The 19,580-nt window shown below is 69.0% G+C and carries 20 protein-coding genes; 8 read left to right on the top strand and 12 right to left on the bottom strand.

The features are described 5' to 3' along the window. Positions 1-18: 18 nt before the first annotated feature. Genes ACFQ9V_RS05515 through ACFQ9V_RS05500 form a run of 4 tightly spaced genes read right to left on the bottom strand, consistent with a single transcriptional unit; the run spans position 19 to position 5,244 of the window. Complete coding sequence (locus ACFQ9V_RS05515) at positions 19-2,157, bottom strand: alpha-galactosidase (RefSeq protein ID WP_382458161.1); 2,139 nt, start codon at positions 2,155-2,157, stop codon at positions 19-21. A 5-nt stretch (positions 2,158-2,162) separates the two neighbouring features. Next, a complete protein-coding gene (locus tag ACFQ9V_RS05510; RefSeq protein WP_382458160.1) occupies positions 2,163-3,056 on the bottom strand; it encodes a carbohydrate ABC transporter permease in 894 nt (297 codons plus the stop codon). Next, entirely contained in the window at positions 3,053-3,958 is a 906-nt protein-coding gene (locus ACFQ9V_RS05505; RefSeq protein WP_382458159.1) for a carbohydrate ABC transporter permease, read from the bottom strand. Before ACFQ9V_RS05505 ends, ACFQ9V_RS05510 begins: the two co-directional genes overlap by 4 nt. Further along, on the bottom strand, positions 3,955-5,244 hold the full coding sequence (locus ACFQ9V_RS05500) for an ABC transporter substrate-binding protein (protein ID WP_382458158.1): 1,290 nt from the start codon (positions 5,242-5,244) through the stop codon (positions 3,955-3,957). Before ACFQ9V_RS05500 ends, ACFQ9V_RS05505 begins: the two co-directional genes overlap by 4 nt. 155 nt (positions 5,245-5,399) lie before the next feature. Between ACFQ9V_RS05500 and ACFQ9V_RS05495 the strand changes: the two genes are divergently transcribed. After that, complete coding sequence (locus ACFQ9V_RS05495) at positions 5,400-6,266, top strand: AraC family transcriptional regulator (RefSeq protein WP_382458157.1); 867 nt, start codon at positions 5,400-5,402, stop codon at positions 6,264-6,266. Between the two features lie 34 nt (positions 6,267-6,300). Here the strand turns inward: ACFQ9V_RS05495 and ACFQ9V_RS05490 are convergent, their stop codons facing one another. Next, positions 6,301-9,687 (bottom strand): DUF5107 domain-containing protein, encoded by a 3,387-nt coding sequence (locus tag ACFQ9V_RS05490; protein ID WP_382458156.1) that lies wholly within the window; start codon positions 9,685-9,687, stop codon positions 6,301-6,303. Positions 9,688-9,965: 278 nt separating this feature from the next. Between ACFQ9V_RS05490 and ACFQ9V_RS05485 the strand changes: the two genes are divergently transcribed. Together ACFQ9V_RS05485 and ACFQ9V_RS05480 are read left to right on the top strand one after the other, a co-directional pair. Further along, a complete protein-coding gene (locus ACFQ9V_RS05485; RefSeq protein ID WP_382458155.1) occupies positions 9,966-10,577 on the top strand; it encodes a hypothetical protein in 612 nt (203 codons plus the stop codon). Continuing rightward, positions 10,574-11,329 carry a PspA/IM30 family protein gene (locus ACFQ9V_RS05480; RefSeq protein ID WP_382458154.1) on the top strand — a complete coding sequence of 252 codons (756 nt, stop codon included), beginning with the start codon at positions 10,574-10,576 and terminating at the stop codon, positions 11,327-11,329. The genes ACFQ9V_RS05485 and ACFQ9V_RS05480 overlap by 4 nt, the downstream gene beginning before the upstream one ends. A gap of 286 nt (positions 11,330-11,615) precedes the next feature. Here ACFQ9V_RS05480 and ACFQ9V_RS05475 read toward each other — a convergent pair whose 3' ends face one another. The 5 genes from ACFQ9V_RS05475 to ACFQ9V_RS05455 all read right to left on the bottom strand — a co-directional run bounded on the left by ACFQ9V_RS05475 (position 11,616) and on the right by ACFQ9V_RS05455 (position 15,453). Beyond that, positions 11,616-12,230: a hypothetical protein gene (locus ACFQ9V_RS05475; protein WP_382458153.1), complete on the bottom strand. Its 615-nt coding sequence runs from the start codon at positions 12,228-12,230 to the stop codon at positions 11,616-11,618. 5 nt (positions 12,231-12,235) lie between these two features. Further along, the gene (locus ACFQ9V_RS05470; protein ID WP_382458152.1) at positions 12,236-12,814 is read right to left on the bottom strand and encodes a helix-turn-helix domain-containing protein; all 579 of its coding nucleotides are present in this window, start codon (positions 12,812-12,814) and stop codon (positions 12,236-12,238) included. Positions 12,815-13,002: 188 nt separating this feature from the next. After that, a complete protein-coding gene (locus tag ACFQ9V_RS05465) occupies positions 13,003-13,857 on the bottom strand; it encodes a toll/interleukin-1 receptor domain-containing protein (RefSeq protein ID WP_382458151.1) in 855 nt (284 codons plus the stop codon). A 28-nt stretch (positions 13,858-13,885) separates the two neighbouring features. Beyond that, the gene (locus ACFQ9V_RS05460) at positions 13,886-14,746 is read right to left on the bottom strand and encodes a hypothetical protein (protein WP_382458150.1); all 861 of its coding nucleotides are present in this window, start codon (positions 14,744-14,746) and stop codon (positions 13,886-13,888) included. Between the two features lie 77 nt (positions 14,747-14,823). Further along, on the bottom strand, positions 14,824-15,453 hold the full coding sequence (locus ACFQ9V_RS05455) for a hypothetical protein (RefSeq protein ID WP_382458149.1): 630 nt from the start codon (positions 15,451-15,453) through the stop codon (positions 14,824-14,826). A 103-nt stretch (positions 15,454-15,556) separates the two neighbouring features. Here ACFQ9V_RS05455 and ACFQ9V_RS05450 point away from each other — a divergent pair, with 103 nt between their 5' ends. Next, positions 15,557-15,829 (top strand): hypothetical protein, encoded by a 273-nt coding sequence (locus ACFQ9V_RS05450; protein WP_382458148.1) that lies wholly within the window; start codon positions 15,557-15,559, stop codon positions 15,827-15,829. 57 nt (positions 15,830-15,886) lie between these two features. Here ACFQ9V_RS05450 and ACFQ9V_RS05445 read toward each other — a convergent pair whose 3' ends face one another. Beyond that, positions 15,887-16,405 (bottom strand): hypothetical protein, encoded by a 519-nt coding sequence (locus tag ACFQ9V_RS05445; protein WP_382458147.1) that lies wholly within the window; start codon positions 16,403-16,405, stop codon positions 15,887-15,889. A 60-nt stretch (positions 16,406-16,465) separates the two neighbouring features. Here ACFQ9V_RS05445 and ACFQ9V_RS05440 point away from each other — a divergent pair, with 60 nt between their 5' ends. Genes ACFQ9V_RS05440 through ACFQ9V_RS05425 form a run of 4 tightly spaced genes read left to right on the top strand, consistent with a single transcriptional unit; the run spans position 16,466 to position 18,461 of the window. Continuing rightward, complete coding sequence (locus tag ACFQ9V_RS05440) at positions 16,466-16,816, top strand: hypothetical protein (protein ID WP_382458146.1); 351 nt, start codon at positions 16,466-16,468, stop codon at positions 16,814-16,816. After that, entirely contained in the window at positions 16,813-17,214 is a 402-nt protein-coding gene (locus ACFQ9V_RS05435) for a nuclear transport factor 2 family protein (protein ID WP_382458145.1), read from the top strand. Before ACFQ9V_RS05440 ends, ACFQ9V_RS05435 begins: the two co-directional genes overlap by 4 nt. Positions 17,215-17,217: 3 nt before the next feature. Then, a complete protein-coding gene (locus ACFQ9V_RS05430; protein ID WP_382458144.1) occupies positions 17,218-17,868 on the top strand; it encodes a cyclase family protein in 651 nt (216 codons plus the stop codon). A 29-nt stretch (positions 17,869-17,897) separates the two neighbouring features. Further along, a complete protein-coding gene (locus ACFQ9V_RS05425; RefSeq protein WP_382458143.1) occupies positions 17,898-18,461 on the top strand; it encodes a Chromate resistance protein ChrB in 564 nt (187 codons plus the stop codon). A 27-nt stretch (positions 18,462-18,488) separates the two neighbouring features. On the opposite strand, the gene ACFQ9V_RS05420 is transcribed toward ACFQ9V_RS05425, so the two are convergent. Further along, a complete protein-coding gene (locus tag ACFQ9V_RS05420) occupies positions 18,489-19,538 on the bottom strand; it encodes a COG4280 domain-containing protein (RefSeq protein ID WP_382458142.1) in 1,050 nt (349 codons plus the stop codon). Positions 19,539-19,580 lie beyond the last annotated feature (42 nt).

Raw genomic sequence — 19,580 nt, 5'->3', positions numbered from 1 at the left:
GCCTGTCAGTCCCGCCTGTCAGACCGCGCGGACGTGCAGCAGCACGGACCGGTCGGGGTCGAGCGACGGCAGCTCGATGCCCACCAGCCGCAGCACGCGCCCGCTGAGCACCGCTCCGTCCGCCAGCCACGGCGGCTGGTCGCCGCCTGGGCGCTCCCCGGCGGGGTACACCGCGCTCACGTCATACATCAGCGAATCGTCCAGACCGGGGAGTCCGGCGCGACCGACCGGCCAGGTGCGCGGGCGCTCCGTCAGCGAGTACGCGTAGAGCGCCTCCGACCCGTCGGCAGCGACCACGCCCTCCAGTCGTGCGGCGGCCTCGGACAGGTCGGCGTGCACGACGACGCCCGAGTGCAGCAGGGCGCGGTGCGCCTTGTGGAACGCGATCCAGTCGGCCAGCGCCCGCTTCGTGTCGTCGGAGGCCGTGAGGAGGTCGATCTCGACGCCGAGGTGGCCCCAGAGCGCCTTCTCGCCGCGGTACGACAGCGGGTGGCTGCGATGCGTGGTGTGCGACTCCTCCGCCCCGATGTGGGTGCCCTGCAGCTCCGGCGGCACGAGCAGCCCGGTCCAGCGCTGGACCTCCAGCCGCTCGTGCGGGTCGTTGCAGTCGCTCGGCCAGACGCGCTGGGTGCGCTCCAGCACGCCCAGGTCGATCCGGCCGCCACCGCTCGCGCACGACTCGATCTCCAGCCCGGGATGGCGGGAGTGCAGCTCGTCCATGAGCCGGTACGCGGCGAGCGTCTGCTCGCGGAGCCCGGGCCGGCCGGTCGGGGTGTGGCCGGCGTCGAGCAGGTAGCGGTTGTGGTCCCACTTCACGTAGGCGATGCCGAGCTCGGCGATGAGGGAGCTCATCTTCTCCAGCACGTACGCGTACGCCTTGGGATGGCCGAGGTCGAGGACGTGCTGCTGGCGCGACGGGAGGCCGGGGCCGTGACCGGCGTCGAAGACCCACTCGGGGTGCTCGGCGGCGAGTCGCGAGTCGAGGTTGATCATCTCCGGCTCGAACCAGAGCCCGAAGTCCATGCCCAGCGCGCGGACGCGGTCGGCGATCGGGCCGAGGCCGTCGGGCCAGCGCTCGGGGTCGACGTCCCAGTCGCCGAGCGAGGTGGTGTCGTCGCGGCGACCGGTGAACCAGCCGTCGTCGATCACGAAGCGTTCGGCGCCGATCGCGGCGGCCTCCTCGGCGAACCGGGTGAGCGCGGCGGGGTCGTGGTCGAAGTAGACCGCCTCCCACGTGTTGACGAGCACCGGGCGCGGCCCCGCCGGGTACGAGGCGGCGGCGCGCAGGTGCCGGTGGAAGCGCGCGGCGAGCTCGTCGAGCCCGTCGCCCCACGAGCCGTACTGCCACGGCGTGACGTACTCGTCGCCCTGGGCGAGCTCGACCTCGGCGGCGGCGAGGCCCTCCACTGCGGAGAGGCGGCGGATGTTCGCAGGAGTCCGCTCGGCGGCGAGGGTCTGGTTGCCGCTCCAGCCCAGGTGCGTGGCCCACACGCGCCCCGAGCGGAAGCCGAAGCCGCGCTCGCCCGCCGCGAGCAGGAGGGTGTGCTCCAGCCCGGGCTTGCCGCCGCGGGAGGTGCGGACCCACTCCCCGACGTCGAAGGCGCGGCGCTGCGGCACGCGCTCCAGCGCCCACCGTCCGGTGAGGTCGAGCACCTCGTCCGCCTCCGCCGGAACCGGCAGGGCGAGTTCGAGGCCGTCCACCCGGAAGGCGCCGGCGTCGTCGTTGCGGAGGCGCGCCCGCTGGCGCACGAGACCGCTCGCCTCCAGCACCTCGATGTCGAGGGAGAGCGACAGCCCGTACTCGGCGTCCGTCGCGTCGACGCTCAGCGTCACGCCCGCGGACGAGCGGACGACCTCCGCTGTCGTGACCAGGAAGCGCGGAGCCCAGCGCCGACCGGCGGAGTCGCCGGCCAGCCCGGGGCGGCCCAGCCAGCCTTCCGGGAGCTGCGCGAGCACCGGAACCGGCTGCGGGTAGGTGACGAGGCTGTCGCCGACCGCGGGCCGGGCCGTGCGCGCGATCGCGTCCAGCTCCGACGCCCTGAGCTCGCCGAGGTCCTCGCCCCAGTGCAGGATGCGCGGCAGGCGTCCGTCGTCGAGGAGGACGACGACGCTCGTCCCTCCCGCGCGCAGGTGGGCGAGATCCGTGTCGACGTGCATGTGTCCTATTTCACCGATCCGAGGGCGAGGCCCCCGATGAAGCTGCGCTGGAAGAGCAGGAAGACGATCGTGGAGGGGATGGCGGCGACGACGGTCGCCGCCGCGATGACGGACCAGCTCGACACGTACTCGCCCTGCAGCGAGAGGACCGCCGCCGTGATCGGGAGCTTCTCGGACGTCTGCAGCAGCGTGATCGACCACAGCAGGTCGTTGAAGACCCAGGTGAACGACAGCGCGCCGAGCGCGGCGAGCGCCGGCCGGGTCAGCGGCAGGATCACCTGCAGGAAGATCCGGGTCGCGCTCGCGCCGTCGAGCGTCGCGGCCTCCTGCAGCTCGTGCGGGATGGTGCGCATGAAGCCGTAGAGCACGAACGTGTAGAAGCCGATGCCGAACGCGACCTGCACGGCCACCAGTGCGCCGAGGGTGTCGTAGACGTTGAGCTGCTGGGTCAGGCGTGCCACCGGGATGAGCAGCATCTGGACCGGCAGGAGGTTGCCCGCGAGCATCATCAACAGGATCGTCCGGCGGAACGGCACCCGGTACCGGCTGAGTGCGAACGCGGCCGCCGCCGAGAAGAGCAGGGTGAGGATCACGGTCGGGATGGTCACGATCATGCTGTTGACCAAGGCCTGGAAGAGGCCGCCCTGGTTCCACGCCTGCACGTAGGTGCTGAGCGTGAAGCTGTGCGGGAGGCCGGCGATGCCGTTGGCGGAGATGTCGTCGAACGTGCGGAACGACGTGATGAGCACGACGAGGATCGGCGCGAACCACGCCAGCGAGATCAGGATGCCGCTGGTGTGGAAGCCGACGGTCGCGGCGGTCTTGCGGCGGCTGCGCCGGCGGACCGTGGTCACGGGCCGGGCGGCTGTGGTGCGGGTCTGGGCGGCGGTCGCGGTCATGCTTCCTTCTCCTCGGACAGTGCGCGGACGAGATAGGACACGATGACGGCGATCGCGAGGACGAAGATGACGACCGCGATGGCGGAGGCGTAGCCCAGGGCGTGCGAGCCGAACGCCGTCGAGAACATGTACGTGCTCAGCAGCTCCGTGGAGTGGTACGGGCCGCCTCTGGTCATGGCCCAGACGATGTCGAAGGAACGCAGCGAGTCGATGATGAGCACGGACATCACCACGAGGTTGACGCTGCGGAGCTGCGGCATGGTGACGTGCCAGAAGCGCTGCCAGGCGCTGGCGCCGTCGACGCGCGCAGCCTCCTGGACCGCGGGGTCGATCGCCTTGAGCCCGGCGATGAACAGCACCATGACGTAGCCGATCTCGCGCCACAGGGCGGCGACGATCGCAGCGTAGAGGGCCGTGCTCGAGTCGCCGAGCCAGACGTGCGTCCAGCTGTGCAGCCCGACCGCGTCGAGGAAGTTGTTCAGGACGCCGTTCGGCTGGAAGAACGCTCCCCAGATCAGCGCGGTGACGACCAGCGAGAACACGATCGGGAGGAAGAGCGCCGTGCGGTAGATGCCGACGCCGCGGCGCTCCGACTGGAACAGCAGTGCGACGCCGAGACCGGCGGCGAAGGAGATGCCGCCGAAGAGCACGATCCAGATCGCGGTGTTCTTGAGCGCGGTGAGGAAGATCGGGTCGGAGAACAGGTCGACGTAGTTCTGCACGCCGACCGGGGTGGCCGGCCCGATGCCGTTCCAGTGCAGGAACGAGAGGCTGATCCCCTGGAAGGCAGGCCAGAAGACTCCGACCGCCTCCACCAGGAACGGGATGAGGACGAGGGCGAACACGATCGGCGGCGGAATGGAGATCCGCCGCCGACCGCGAACAGAGGTGAGAGAGGTCACGAAGTCGCCCGGATCTTGGCGGACGCCGCGTCCCAGTCCTTCAGGATCTGGTCCAGGTTCTCCGGGTGGGCGATGAAGCTGGTCAGCGCGGTGTCGGCCGGCGTCTGCTGGGCGTCACCCGCGTCCCTGTTGTAGAACTGCGTGACCTGCTTGGCGGACTGCAGCATGTCCTTGCCCTGCTTGGAGAGCGCGTCGAGGTTCAGCGACGCCTTCGTGTTGGCCGGCAGGTAGGTGCCCTGCTGGCTCGCCGCGAGGTCCGTCTGGGCCTGCGGGCTGGCGACGTAGTCGAGGAACTTCTTCGTCAGGTTCGGCTTGTCCGTCTTCACGCTGGCGATGAACCCGTCGGTCGGGCCCTCCTCGGCGACCGGCACAGAGGGGTCGACCGTCGGGAACTGGAAGAACCCGAGGTCGCTCTGCTTGTCGGCAGGGACCGACGGCTGCGCCCACGCGCCGAGCAGGTACATGGCGACCTTGCCCTGCGAGAAGTCGCTCATCGCCTGGTTCTGCGTGGTGCCGAGCACCGCGGGGTCGAAGTACGGGAGCACCTGCTTGAACGCGGCCATCACCTTGCGCACCTGCGGGCTGTCGTACTTCTCCTTGCCGGAGAGCAGCTTCAGGTGGAAGTCCGCGCCGTTGATGCGCAGATCCAGGTAGTCGAACCACGCCGAGGCGAGCCACGCGTTGTCGCTGAGCCCTGCCGTGATCGGCGTCACGCCCTGGCCCTTGATCTTCGCGGAGTCCGCGAGGAACTCGTCCCAGGTCTTGGGAGGGGTGATGCCGAGCTTCTGGAAGTCGCTCTTGAAGTAGTAGACGCCCCACCAGTAGTAGCCGGTCGGGACGAAGACCTGCTTGCCGGAGGAGTCCTGGCTGAGGCTCTTGAGCGAGGACGGGAAGTCGCTGCCGTGGTCCTTCCACACGCTCGACAGGTCGAGCAGGAGGTTCTGGTCGGCGAAGTCACGCGTGGCCTGACCGGCGTACCAGGTGTAGACGTCCGGCGGGTTCTTGGCGGTGAGGTAGGACGGGAGCTGCTGGTTGAAGGTGGTGGTCGGGATGGTGTTGACCTTGACCTGGCCTTCGCCCTTGGCGTTGAAGTCCTTCACCAGCTTGTCGAGGCCGCCCTTCTCCGCGTCGGTGAAGCGGGACTGCAGGATCAGGGGTCCGGAGGCGTCCGGCCCGCTCTTGGCCTGCTGCGCTTGGCCCGACGTGGAGACGCAGCCCGCGAGCAGCGCCGTCGCGGCGACGGCGCTGCCGAGCGCCATCAGCCATCGGGTGTTCTTTCGGGTCATCTTCGACTCCATTTCGTGGGGGTGATCGCGAGGGGGTCGGCTGAAGGAGAATCCTACGTCCGACGACATCAACGGTAGGTCCGTCCGCGCTGGCGCCGTAGCAGAATCCGGCGGCGTATCTGGACATTTCGACGACTGTGGCGCAGAATCGTGCGGTGCTCATCCCCGACGGATTCCCCGGCCAGCGCATGCTGGTCCTCCCCCGTCCGCGCGTCCGCGAGTTCCTCCAGCAGCCGGGAACGACGCGCCTCGTCGTGACGGACAGCGGGTATTTCCCGAAAGCGGACTCCCACGGACGCCGCCGGACCACGCCGATCGCGCAGGCCATCGTGATCGCCTGCGTCGAGGGATCGGGCTGGTGCGAGACCGAAGCTGGACGATTCCCCGTGCACCAGGGTCAGGTCGTCGTGATCCCGCCTCGGCACCCGCACGCGTACGGCGCCGACGTGGACAATCCGTGGACACTGTGGTGGTTCCACGCCGCCGGACCCGATGTGGAGACTTTCCTGGCAGCCGCGGGCATGACCGTGGAGAACCCCGTCCGCCGGCCCAGGGACCTCTATCCGGTCGTCTCGCTGATGTCGGAGGTGCTGGCCTGGACGGAGCGCGACAGCACCACGACGAGCCTCAACGCCGCCGCCGGCGCGGCCTGGCACGCGCTCACGCTGCTGGCCTCCGAGCGGTCGCGCACCGACGAGGCGGGCGATGTGATCGACCACGCCACCGACTACCTGCGGGCGCACATCGCCGACCGGGTGACCGTTCCGGAGCTCGCGGCGATGGCCTCCCTCAGCACGTCGCACTTCAGCGCGCTGTTCAAGCGGCATGTCGGCTACCCGGTGCTGCAGTACCAGACCATGCTGCGGATGTCGCGCGCCCGCGAGCTGCTCGACACCACGTCCGCGACGGTGGCGGCGATAGCGGCGGAGGTCGGCTACCCCGACTCGTTCTACTTCGCCCGGCAGTTCAAGAAGGTGCACGGCATGACGGCGCGGGAGTACCGGGAGCAGCACAAGGGCTGATCCCGGTCGCCCGGCCGTCCGCTCGCGCGAGCGGTCAGTTGACGTACGCGCTCTCCGCCTCCGCGAGCAGCTCGCGCACGCGCGGCGCCGCCGGGTCGCGCTCGGCGAGCCCGGTCAGCGTCGCGGCGGCGCGGGCGGCGTCGCCGTCGAGGAGGGCGAGCTCGGCGTCCATGACCGCGACCAGCTCCCGGTGGGTCTGCTCGACGTCCTCCGTGAAGATCAGCATCGTCGGCAGGGAGGTCGCGAAGTAGTCGATCGTGGCGTGCTGCCGGCGGGCGGCCTCCACGTAGTTCGCGAACTCCGCCGTGAGCCTGGCCGCGCGGTCGAGGTCGCCGAGGCGTCGTGCGGCGAGCACCGAGTAGTACGTCATCGGGGAGTGCGGGACGGCCGACATCGTGGTGAAGTCGCCCGCGCTGCTCGCCGCCGCCCGCCAGGCGTCCTCGGCAGCGGAGGTCAGCCCCGCGGCCTGACTCGCGTCGCCGAACGCCAGCAGGAGGTCGGACCGGTTGGCCAGCGGATGCGGCGCCTCGCCGAGATGCTGCGGGACGTCGACGGCCGTCGCCAGCGCCGCGACCGCGCGGCCGGGGTCGCCCAGCCCGAGCGCCTCGCCCGCGACCGCGCGCTGGGCCAGCGTCCACACCCGGATGGTCTCTCCTTCGCCGCCCTCCCAGGGGCTGAACCGCCGCGCCGAAAGCAGGGCGGCCGCCTCGTCGTGCCGGCCGACGAGCACGAGCAGCTCGGCGTACGCGAGCGCCAGGTCGTCGCGCTCGGCGATGAGATCGGCCGCGTCGGCCAGTGCGTCGAGCCGGTCCTGCGGGGACGCGCCCACCCGGCGCGCGAGCTGGTCGGCCTCGTACCGCAGTTTGGGGTCGCCCGGCGCGGCCTGCACCGCCTGCCGGTAGCGGCGGACGGCCTCGTCGGGCCGGCCCTGAACGTTGTAGGCGGCGAGGCCGAGGCCCCGCAGCGACACCGCGTCGCCGGAGTCCTGCTCGACTGCGCGCTCCAGGTGGTCGATCGCCTCCTCGTAGCGGTGGTGGAAGTACAGCCAGTGGCCGAGGAGCGCGTGCGCCCGGCCGTCGCCGGTGCGCTCGATGCGCCGTTCGAGCAGGAGGGCGTCGTCCCGGCCGCCGGCGAAGCAGCGATCGGCGGAGACCTCGCGGGCGGCCTGGAGGGCGGCAGCTGCCTCCTCCGGCCGCGCGAGTTCGTCGAGCAGCTCGGCGCGGGCGTAGTGGACGAGGGCGAGCGGGTCCCCGGCGCCGGGGACGGGTCGGCTCACCGCCGCCTCGGCTGCCGCGTCGAGGATGCGGAGCGCGTCGATGGGGAGGCCGAGCGAGCGGTACTCCGACGCGAGGTCGCACAGCGTCCCTGCGTCGGTGTCGGAGTGTGCCCCGGTGAGGTCGTTCAGCCAGGCGTCGAGCGGGTCGAGGGCGCGTGCGGCCGCGAGCGCGCGCTCCGCCTCCGACCCCCGGCCCAGCGCGCGCAGCGCGATGACGCGCACGGCGACCGCCTGGAGCTGGTCCGGGTCGAGCCGCGCGGCCTGCTCGGCGAGGCCGAGGGCGTCCTCCCAGCGACCGGCCCGCGCAGCGATGCGCGCCCGGGCGAGGGCCGAGGCCGCGCGCCAGGCGTAGGTCCAGGCGGCCTTCGCGAACGCGTCGTCGGCGTCCCGGTCGCGGCCAGTCTCGGCCAGCACCACACCCAGGAGGTACGACGCCTCGCCGTCGGCGGGGTTGGGGTTCCTGCGGGTCTGCCGGCGGAGCGCCGAGCGCAGGTGCGCCTCCGCCTCGGCCAGGCGTCCGGCGGAGAGGCGGGCGGACGCGACGGCGATGTTGGAGCGCGAGTCCCCAGGGTCGCGGCGCAGCGCCTCTTCCCAGTACGGCTCCGGCGAGCGCGTCGCGTGCCGGTACTGCGCGAGGTGCACGCCCGTCAGGTAGAGCTCGTCGATCGAGTCGATCTCCGCCGGGGCGGGCGGCTCGGTCGCGGTCTCGAAGCCGTCGGCGGCGGCGTCCCGGTAGCGCGTGGTGGAGCGCAGGCGCTCGACGCCGTCGACCTCGGCGACCAGGTCGAGGTCTCCGGCGACGGCGACCGGCACCGTCGCCCGGACCGGCTGTCCCGGCGCGGCCGCGACGGTCTGCGACCAGATGGTCGCGCCCTCCGCGTCGAGCAGCCGGAGCCCGACCTCCGCGAACACCCGGGTGGCCGCGAGCCCGACGCTCGCCGTCCGCTCCGCGCCGTCGCCCGCGACGACCAGGCTCAGCGCGAGCTCGGTCGACGCCTGCGTGAGCGGGCCGATGCCGTGGTACGGGAACCAGTACTGGCTGAAGGTCTTCGTCTCGCCGGGTGCGAGATACGAGAAGTCGGGCTGGTTGTCGGTGTAGACGCCGGCCATCAGTTCGACGTAGGCGCTGCCGTCGTCGCCGAGGTTCGCGTCCCACGCCCAGCCGAACGGCGCGTTGCCCCAGGTCCACTGCTTCTTGCCTGGAGCGATGTGGTGGTCCGCGACGTGGGCGAAGCCGAGCGCGGTTGAATGGTCGTAGCCGCCGAAGAAGTCGTCCTCGCTCGCGACGCACATGTACGAGGTGGGCACCGGGATGTTGCGGTACCAGTCGATGCGGTCGGCATCGTCGGCGACGTACGCCGGGTCGTCCCTGTCGGCGCGCGCCGCGTAGTCGATCCCGTAGTAGGGCCGGTCGGCCGCGGGGAACGCTGTCGCCGCGCGCTTCGCGTGATCGGCGACGATGTGCACGTCCGTCGGGAAGAACGACTGGTACTCGTCGTGCACCCGCACGGCGACGTTCGCCCACCAGAGGAAGGTCTGGGTGGTCTCAGTGCGGTTGAACAGCCGCACCCGGGCCTCCAGCACCGCGCTGCCCGGCCGCACCCGGATGCCGTGCATGCCCTTCATGCGCGAGAACGGGTCATGGTCGGAGCACCACACGGTCGCCGAGCCGTCCGCCTCCCGTTCGATCGTCCAGTCCATCGGGAGGAAGGTCGCCGGGCGGTGGTGCTGCGGCCAGTTGAACTCGATGCCGCCGGAGATCCACGGGCCGGCCAGGCCGACCAGCGCCGGCTTGATGACGTCGTTGCGGTAGAAGAAGTCCTGACCGGTCGTCTTGTCCACGGCGATGTGGACGCGGCCGCCCAGCTCCGGCAGGATCACCAGGCGCAGGTACTCGTTCTCGAGGTGCACCGCCTGCCAGCTGCGCTCCGTGGCGTCGTGACTGACCGACTCGACGAACGGCAGCGGGTACACCCGGCCGGACGAGCCCTGATACACGCGGGACTCCAGGAAGGCCGGCAGGCGCCCGGGTTCACCTGGCTCGTAGGTGCGGAGTGCGACGGGCTCGCTCCACGCGGCGACGGCGTCGTCGCGCTGGCTCTCCGGAACGGGAGGGAGGGGGAACGACGGGGGAAGAACGGACATAATCAGGACCCTATTGGCCCGGCATCCGGCGGAGAATATGCGTTCCCACGCATCATCTGGACATTTCGATTGCCCGGTTCGGCGACCTGGGGAAACTTCCCCGAAACCTGAACCTTCACTGGATGCACTTCCGCCGCAATGGGCGTACCGTGTCGCAAACGCGATACATCGCGTTTGGAACCACGACCCACCGACGAAGGCGGACAGATGGATGTGAACACGACAGACGGCCTCCGAGTCCATCCCCGCCCGGGAGCGCCGAGAGGGTGGCGACTGTCATGGGAGTGATCGCCGGCATCCTCCTCGGCTTCCTGCTGATCGCGCTGGCGGGCATCGTGACCGGTGTGCTCATCGTTCGGGCGCTCTTCCGGAGCATCCGGCGCAATCGCACCGTCAGGGGCGTCGCGCTCCGGACGCGCGTCGCCGTCACCCGCGGCCCGCAGCACCAGGTGCTGAAGCTGCGGCTCCGGCTCGCCGACATCCTCGAGAGCGGCAGGGCGGCCGTCGAGGTCGCGCAGCACGGTGCTGGGCCGCAGGGGGAGGTTGCACGGCTGTTCCGGAGGATCCAGGCGGAGGGCGCGACCGTCGAGACCCAGCTCCGCCTGCTCCAGAGCGAGACCGATGCGACGGTTCTCGCGACGGAGGTCCCCATCGTCCGCGACCGGGTCCGACAGCTCGAGGGCCTCGTCCGCAGTCTGCGGTCGGCCGTGGCCTCCGGGCTCGGCGCGCCGAGCGACGACACGCTCGCCGCGCTCCAGGCGGACGTCGACCGCGAGGTCGCCGCCCTCCATGCCGGGGTGCAGGAGCTCCACACCCTCCACTCCTTCGACGCGGGTCAGGAGCCGCGCCCGCAGAACACCACCCATCTCACCAGGGGGAACGAATCATGAGCGACAACACCGCGCGCATGCGCAACATCTTCCGCATCAAGACCTCGCGCGCACTCGACCGGATGGAGGACCCGCGCGAGGCCCTCGACGACAGCTACGACCAGCAGGTCCGGATGCTCCAGGAGGTGCGCCGGGGCCTCGCCGAGGTGGCGACGGCGCGCAAGCGCATCGAGCTGCAGGGCCAGGAGCTGGGCGCGCGCTACCAGCGGCTCACCCAGCACGCCCAGGAGGCCCTGAACCAGGGCCGCGAGGACCTCGCCCGCACCGCGCTGGAGCGCCGCGCGCTGCTCGAGAACCGGGTGACGACGCTGCGCGACCAGCATGCCGCCCTGCAGAAGCAGCAGTCGCAGCTGGAGGACAACGAGCGTCGCCTCGCGGAACGGATCGAGAGCTTCCGCGTCGAGAAGGAGACGATGAAGGCGACCTACACCGCCTCGCAGGCGCAGGCGCGCGCCAACGAGGTCGCGGCCGGCATCAGCACGCAGATGAACGACGCCGGGGCCAGCCTCAACCGGGCGAAAGACAAGATCGCCCAGATGCAGGCCAGGGCGGCGGCCACCGAGGAGCTGATCGCCACCGGCGCCCTCCACGACCAGTCGGCGCCGGCGGACTCCGACCTCGAACGTCAGCTCTCGGCCGGAATGACCCGGGCGGACATCGAGCGTCAGCTCCAGTCGATGAAAGACGCGGACGCGACCACGCACGACTCGGTGGCCCGCGACGAGGACGCCTGGCTCAGCATCGGAACCTAGCGCGCCGCGGCCGGGGGAGCCGCTCCCTGTACCCGCCACTTCCCGTACCCGGCGCTCCCCCACTGCGCGGATCAGGCGCCGAGAAGCGCGAGCGGCACGACGGCCGCCTTCCTGTCGCCTGTAAGCGGTCTGCTCGGAGGTGATGACGACCATGTGCCTATGTTCCGTTTAGCGGCATTTCTACGATACGAATAGCGGCATTTCTGCGATACGTCTGGCGGACATCGCCCAGCGCATCCATCGACGCGCGAAGGTCGCGGGTGGCGACCACTGCGATTTCCGAGCCCTACAGCGCCCCCGCGTCCACCTGCACCGGATACCCCGCCCGCAGCACGGCGAGCGTCGACGGCGGGGTCAGGACCGTCGCGGTCCCGCGGCGCGGCCGCACGAGCCGCTCCCCGTAGCCTGCGCTCCCCCACACGCTGAGCTGGTCGCCCAGCACCAGCGCGGGCCGACCCTCCACCACTGCGAACGCGCCGTCCGGCAGCGACGACCAGGCCACCTCGTGGAGGCGCCGCCGGTGGGTGCGCGGATACAGCCGCTCGCCATGAAGCTGCCGGTTCATCTCCCCCGCGGACGGCAGCGCCGTCCCGGCCCCCGACGCCCAGGCCGACTGGTACTGCTTGTACGCGGTCCAGCGGCACTCCGCGCACGGCCGGTGCCCGGCGGCGAAGGCGACCGCCTCGTCGTGGAAGAACAGGAAGGTGTAGCGTCCCGGCCGCCACAGCGGGTGGTGGCGACCGCGGAACTTCAGCGCGCAGGTGATCCAGAGGTTCCCGCCGTGGAAGCGGACGACCTCCTCGCCGTCGTGCAGGCGGCCGCGGTTGCCCGTCCACGCTCCCCGGAGCGGGATCGCGACGATCTCGCCGGTGGGGGTGACGCGGTTCCGGTAGGGGGACACGGCGGTCAGGCACTCCAGAGCGCCGGGACGAGCACCCAGAGCACCTCGGCGCCGTCGTCGGTGAGCACGCGCCAGCTGTGCGGCTCGTGGCCGCTGAAGGTCAGGCTGTCGCCGGGGCCGAGCTGCCATTCCCGATCGGAGAAGCGGACCTCGATCTCGCCGCGGAGGACGTGCAGCACGTCGACGTCCGCGGCCACCGCGTAGAGCTCCTCGCCGCCGTGACCGCCGGTCTGGATGACGGAGCGGATCACCTGGACGCGCGACTCCGTGCGCGGCGAGAGCAGGCGCTCCTCGGTGTCCACGCCGCCGAGGTTGACCTTGGCGCCCGTGCCCGCGGGGACGAGCTGGACCTCGGGCTCCTCGAACAGCGAGCCGACCGGGATGGAGAGGACGTCGCACAGGCTGATCAGCGACGAGACGCTCGGGGAGGTCATGTCGCGTTCGACCCGGGAGAGGAAGCCTTTCGTCAGGCCGGTGATCTGCGCGACCTCGTCGATCGTGAGCTGCTGCGCCCGGCGCGCCGCACGGAGCCGCGGGCCGATGGCCACGCGGCGGTCGGCGGGTTCGAGGGGCACCGGGCGCATGGGACAACGGTAACCGGTCGGTGGACTTCCGCCGCCGAATCGGGTGAGCGCGTTGACGGCGGCAGGATCACGTTGTAGCCTCTCATGCAACAAATGTTCCGTAACAGGCAACCCGCACCACGACCAGCACCGCACCAAGGAGGTTGTATGCCGCAGAACGTCGCGGCACAATTGCGCATCACAGAGGTCTACTCAGGATCGGACTCGTCATCGTCGTCTTCGATTGCCGCAGTCGGTTCGCCTGAAGCCTCCCTCAAGCGCTCTTCTTTTTCCTCAATTTCACGGAGCAACCTAACGGCGATGTCCACCTCTTGGAGCTTGGAGACGGCTTCTGCCACCGACCCCCCAGGCAAGCTCCAGTGGCGGAGAGAAGCGATGCGGCTATTGAGATCCGCAAGACTTCGCAGGCTGGAGTCATCTCCAACTATTCCGTTGATGGCGTTCAATCGCGCTTCACGCACACGTCTTTCGTGACCGACCGCCTTGATTTCATGCGAGATGCCGCGCACTATCCCGAGAATCTCTGCCAGTTGTTCGGCGGGGTCTGGTGGCTCAGGCAACGCAACACTGTCGCCTGCATCCGGAATCGCCTCGATCTCGGCTTCGAGCCTGGGCCACCACAAGTCAAACGTCAGGTCCAGGTCGATCTGGGTTTTTGCAGCCTCAGCAATTGAAGCGATGAGCTTCTTCATCCCGGCCTGGTTGGCTTCAACGCCGTTGAACTGCTTCAAGGGGTCTTCGAGGCGCGACGGCGAGAAGCCAAGAGTGATCGGAACAACCCGACTTTCATCCACCTTCTTTGACAGCGCGCCGGCCTCGAAGTTCAGCCACGGCGCGCTGATGTTTTCCGGCGTCACACACAACAGGCCGAAGTCAGTGGAAGCAAGTTGAGTGTTGATTTCCGTGTTCCACCGCTGACCTGCACGGATGTCGTCGCTCGAATAGAAGCACTCAACTGACTGGATGACGTTGTGGATCCACTCTTGAAGCGCCTCGGCAAGCTGCTTGCTACGCGGCCCCGACCAACTGATAAAGACCTTCATGCGGTCAGCCTATTGGTCGCCCGACGAACTAATGCGGGAGCATGCCAATCAGCACGGGGATCACGACGACCGATAAGACCCAGGCCGCGCCGGAGAGTGCGATCGCTCGCCCTGACTTGAGCACGTGAGTTGATGGATAGAGGCGGAACCGCGGAGTTAGGAACTGGGCCAGTTTGAACGCCCCGATGGTAACGAAGAACGCCACGAGCACTACGAACACCGATGCAGTGACGATATTTATCTTGAGCGAGGTCAAGTAGAGGTTGAGCGCAAGACTCAAGACCCCGATAGGGACGCCGAGAACGATCATCACGCCCCAGGGGTTGCGAGTCCACGCATACCAAGGCTTGGTTCGCTTGAACTCTTCGTTGAACTTTCCGCTTGCCAGCGCGATCCAATTGCTCTCGTGCCCGCTGAGTTCCGCCACTGCGCCATACTTATTGACGCGAACAAGAAGCGAGTTCCGATCTCTAAGCCGCCAGTTCGGTGTAGTTCCAACCGATAGCGTGATCGTCTTCACGTCTTCGGGATCGTCGATTTCTCTGATCACGTCCTCGGGGTCCCCGCTAAGCCTCGCCTCCCACTTCCCACTCTCCACCGACATCTGAAGCCGCGCGGACTCCAGCAACTCCGCGCGCAGGTGGGTTTCCTCCTTCTCCCAGCGAGCTTCGTGTTCGTCATCCTCATGGAATTGGTAGCGCTCGGCATCGAATTTCGCGCGCCGTGTTGCGGATTCCGCGTTGAAGCGAGTGACAATCCCGTCCTCGATGTGAGAACGAAGCTCACGACAGACCCGCACGAGGTGCTCGACGTCGCTGATTGTGCCAACCCAGCACTCAGCCTCGACCTTGCCAGCGGTGGTGAAGCGAACGGGACGCACGTCGGACATGGGGATAAACCTATAGTCAGCAGCATCGCTCGCGCTCACCCGTTTCCGCGGGGCGCGTCAGTCCCCCGAAGAAACTCTCAGTCAGGTAGATACCTGAGCGTCCAGTCGCTGTCATATTGCTTCGGGGTGCCGAGTTCCGTGCGCCACGTGACTCGGAGGCGGAATCGATACCGCCTGGGAGTCCAAGGAATGACGAGCCTCGCAGGGTTGGAGGCATGGCTTTCGCGGTCTGCCCTCTCCTTTTGGATGGCCTCGGCCAGCGTAGGTATTTGGAAACGGATAGTCTCGCGTCCGACTACGACCATCGGAAGCTTGTTGGCTTCGGTGACCTCGCGGAACATGAACTGCACGACGGTTTCGTGTGCTGTGTTCTTGCCAATGTTCTGAATCTTGACCATATCTTCGTGGTCCGAATCAAAGCGCCAATCCCAGTCGACGTCGTGTTGTTCGTCACTTCTCGCCGCAACTCGACCGGAGATTTCATTTGCTTCGCGAGCGATGCCGTTGGATTCCTCCGACAGGGTGTTCGCTTGCTTTGAGATGCTGTTGGCGTCTTTCGCGATCAAGTTGGCGGCCGCCGCGGCTTCCTTGGCCTGTCGTGCGTGGCGCAGTCCGACAAGCCCGACCACAAAGCCGGTGATCCCAAAGAGCGCGGCGACACCCGCGGCCGCCCAGGCAGCGAGGGCGGAGGAATCAGCAGGCGACATGGGTCGAATATATCGACGCATCCCTTCTGGCGAATAAGCCGAGGGAATGTCAGCAGGTGCCCATACTGTCTAGTCGCAATCACATTCGGCATCGGAGGATTCCATGGCAGTCCATTGGGTGAACTACGACCTGAACAAGTCCGGCCAGGACTACTCAAAGCTCATCGACTATCTAAAGTCGCACCAATCCTGGGCGAAGCCGCTAAAGAGCAGCTTCTTCGTCAGGACATCGTTCACGGCAGCACAGCTTCGAGACGGCGTAATGAGCCGCGTCGACTCGAACGACTCGGTGGTCGTGGTTGACGTGACCTCGGACAACTGGGCCGCATTCAACATCCCCGACGACGTGGCGAAGTGGCTACAGGCCAACATGTAGGCAGTGGTAACCGCTCACGCGCGAGCGGTAACCAGAAACCGCCCCGCGGAAGCGCGTCTATGCGAGCGACCGCACTCGGGCCAGTGTTTCGTCCGTCCTTGTGTAGAGTTCGCGCTCGCGTACGGTCCCGCTCGCTGAGTCATGAATGCTCAACGCTTCTCGCAGCAGGTTCAGACCCACTAGGCGCTTGTCTGGACCTGGTGAGCCTGCGGGGTACTCCAGAAAGAGCACAGCGCCGTTGTAGAGGCATATGGATTCATGTACGCGGTTTTGATCCTTGAGTACTGCGCTCCCAGGATGTGACGGTGCGAAGAGGCGCAGCAGGTTGAGCGCCTCAGCCAGGGTCTTGCCCGCTTCGCTGAACCGTTGCTCCTCAATCAGGATTGCGCCCAGGTGGATTAGCGTGCCGACCAGTGCGTCATAGCGGAACCAGTCCCATGAATTCTCGCTTGCTTCATCTCGCCGCATTGCGACCATGAAGGCTTGCTCTCGGGAGTTGTTCACGTCGTCGCGGCCTCTGATCAAATAGGGCCGATCGCGATTTGAGTTGTATCCAAGCGGGCCGGGCGTCTGCATGCGCGTAATCCTATTTGGGCGGGACCTCTCGCTGTGGGCAGGCCTCGCGGACTCTGAATCGTGCGTGGCGCGTCAGCTCGGGCTTGCGAGGGCGGGTCCTACGACGATCAAGCCTCCGATGAGGCCGCAGGCGAGCGAGCTGATGAGTTCGCGGACCTCGCCGGCGGCATCGACCTGAGCCTGCTGTCGAGCGTGGTCGTGGCCGGCGTCCTGTACGGGACGCTGCTCGCGATCTTCCCGGAGCCGCGCTACGTGTTCGGCCCGGAGGGCCCCCGCGGCGTGCGCTCGGCCGACGCGGTCGTGCCGCCCATCCACCTGGACGAGCGGTCGGCGGCGGCCCGTGCGCACGCGCGCCGGGCGAAGGGCCGGCCGCTGGATGGGCACACCTTCGAGCAGGAGGCCGGAGCATGAGCGAGCAGGACGTCCTCGCCGCGGTCGACCGGATCGTCGACGACTTCGGCAGCCACCGCCGCGACGCCTACTTCTCCGGCTTCGCCGACGACGCCAGCTTCGTCCTGCACACCCACCCCGTCCGGCTGGAGTCGCGCGCCGAGTACGAGGCGGCGTGGGACGGCTGGGAGCGCGACGGCTTCCAGGTGCTCGGCTGCCGCTCGACGGCACGGCGCGTGCAGTTCGCCGGCGAGGACGTCGCCGTCTTCACGCACGACGTGGAGACCGAACTCGCCGACGGCGACGGTCGCACGACCGTGCGGGAGCGCGAGACCATCGTCATGCAGCGCCGCGACGGCGCGTGGATCTGCGTGCACGAGCACCTGTCGCCGCGGGAGGACCCCGATGCAGAGGAGTGACGGATGAGGGTGATCGACCTGAGCCACCCGATCCGCAGCGGCATGACGGTCTTCCCCGGCGACCTGGACGTGCGCGTGGAACCGGCCGTGACGATCGCGGAGGCCGGGGTGAGCGTGCTGCGCCTGGAGCTCGGCAGCCACACCGGCACGCACATCGACGCGCCCTCCCACACGGTCCAGGGCGGCGCGACCATCGACGCCGTCGACCTCGGCCGGCTGGTCGGGCCGGCGCGCGTCGTCGACGTGAGCGGCCTCGCGCCGCGCACGCGGATCGGCGTGGAGGACGTGCGCGAGGCGCTGCGGGAGGCCGAGCCGGGCGACATCGTGCTGTTCCGCACGGGCTGGTCGGCGCAGTTCGACGAACCCGGCTACCTCGACCACCCGTTCCTGGACGCCGGGATCGCCTCCGCGCTGCTCGACGCCGGCGTGACCGTGGTCGGCGTCGACGCGCTCAACCCGGACGAGACCGTGGCCGATGACCCTGCCCCTGCCCTGCCGTTCCACGACGTGTTCCTCGGCGCGGGCGGGCTCATCATCGAGAACCTCACCCGACTCGACCTGGTCACGGCGCGCGCACCGCGGTTCGTGGGGCTGCCGCTGCCGATCGCGGGAGGCGACGGGGCGCCGTTGCGGGCGGTCGTGATCGAGGAGTAGCGCTCGGCCGGGCCTCCTAGGATTGGTGGATGACCGACGACGCCGAGTCCGCCGAACGCACCGCGACGGGGTGGATCGTGCTCGTCTACCGGGTGCCGTCCGAGCCCACCCGGCTGCGGGCCACGGTGTGGCGGCGGCTGAAGGCGCTCGGCGCGATCTACCTCCAGAACTCGGTCGCCGCGCTCCCCGACGACGTCGCGAGCGAGCGGGCGCTGCGCAAGCTGCGGCACGAGATCCTGGAGCTCGGCGGCACGGCGGCGCTGCTGCGGTCGGAGGTCCTCGCGGGCGAGGCCGGCATCGTCTTGGCGTTCCAGGACGCCCGCACCGACGAGTACGAGGAGATCATCGACCGGTGCCAGGGCTTCCTCCGCGAGCTCGAGAAGGAGTACACCGAGTCGCACTTCAGCTACGCCGAGCTGGAGGAGAACGAGGTCGACCACACCAAGCTGGTCAACTGGCTGGAGAAGGTGCAGACCCGCGACCGCTTCGGAGCGCCGAAGCGCGCCGAGGCGGAGGAGGCTGTGGCGTCGTGCGCCGCGGCCCTGGAGGAGTACGCCGCACGCGTGTATGCGGAGGAGCCGGAGGGGCACTGACCTCTCAGCGCAGCTCCGGCTCAGAACTCAGCGCAGCGCGCGCCGGATGCCGTACGGGATGAGGATCAGCACGGCGAGCGGCATGACCACCCAGGCGCCCGGCCAGCCGCTGACCGCGAACGTGATCGCGAGCGCGACCGCCGTGCCCGCGGCGATCTGCCAGTCGTCGCCCACAATGAAGTCCCACCAGAACATCCCGAACGAGCGCAGTCCGCGGACGACCGCGTTCTGCCGCTGCGGCTGAGCGGCGGGAGCGGGGGCGGGCGTCGCAGCAGCCTCCGTCTCGTGTCCGTGGCCGTCGACGGTCGTCGCGACGAGCACCGGCGCCGGCTCGTCGCGACGGAGCTGTGCTGCCTTGCGGCGGCGCAGGACGCCGACGAGCAGCAGCGCGAACACCGCGACGGCCGGGATGAGCACCAGCAGTGCGAGGTCGGATCCCGGCCAGACCGCTCCGGCGCCCTCCGCGCCCCAGAACAGTCCGAACGAGGTCAGCATGACGCCGACGACGAACTTCAGGGTGTTCTCCGGTACGCGTGACAGCGGTGCACGCACCGCCGCGCCGATGAGGACCACCACGACGATCGCCGCGGCGGCGCCGAGGGAGGCCAGCCCGATCTGCTTCTGGTTCGCGCCGAAGGTGAGGACGATGAAGACGACCTCCAGTCCCTCCAGCAGCACCGCTTTGAACGACAGCGTGAAGGCGTACCAGTCGCTCACACCGAGGCGGCTCTCCTTGCGAGCCGCGCGCGCCTCCTCCACCTCCCGCTGGTAGATGAGCGTCTCGTCGTGCAGGGCCTTGAAGCCGCTGGCGCGCAGCACGGCCTTGCGGATCCACTGCATGCCGAAGACCAGCAGCAGGCCGCCGACGACCAGCCGGAGGAAGCCGAGTGGGATGAGCGTGATCGCCGGGCCGACGATGGCGACGATGACGGCGAGCACGAGCACGCCGACCACCGTCCCCGTCAGCGCGGAACGCCAGTTGCGGGTGGCGCCGGCGGCGAGCACGATCGTGGTCGCCTCGACGGCTTCGACCAGGCACGCCAGGAAGACGGCGATGAACAACGCGAGTGAGTTCACGGGTGTCCTTCCGAGGGAGTCATCAGGAAGTGTAACCGCTGT

The sequence above is a fragment of the Leifsonia sp. NPDC056665 genome, from assembly GCF_042791795.1.
Classification (GTDB): Bacteria; Actinomycetota; Actinomycetes; order Actinomycetales; family Microbacteriaceae; genus Leifsonia.
Note: the sequence above shows the minus strand (reverse complement) of the source record. Positions and strands in the feature narration are given on the sequence as shown.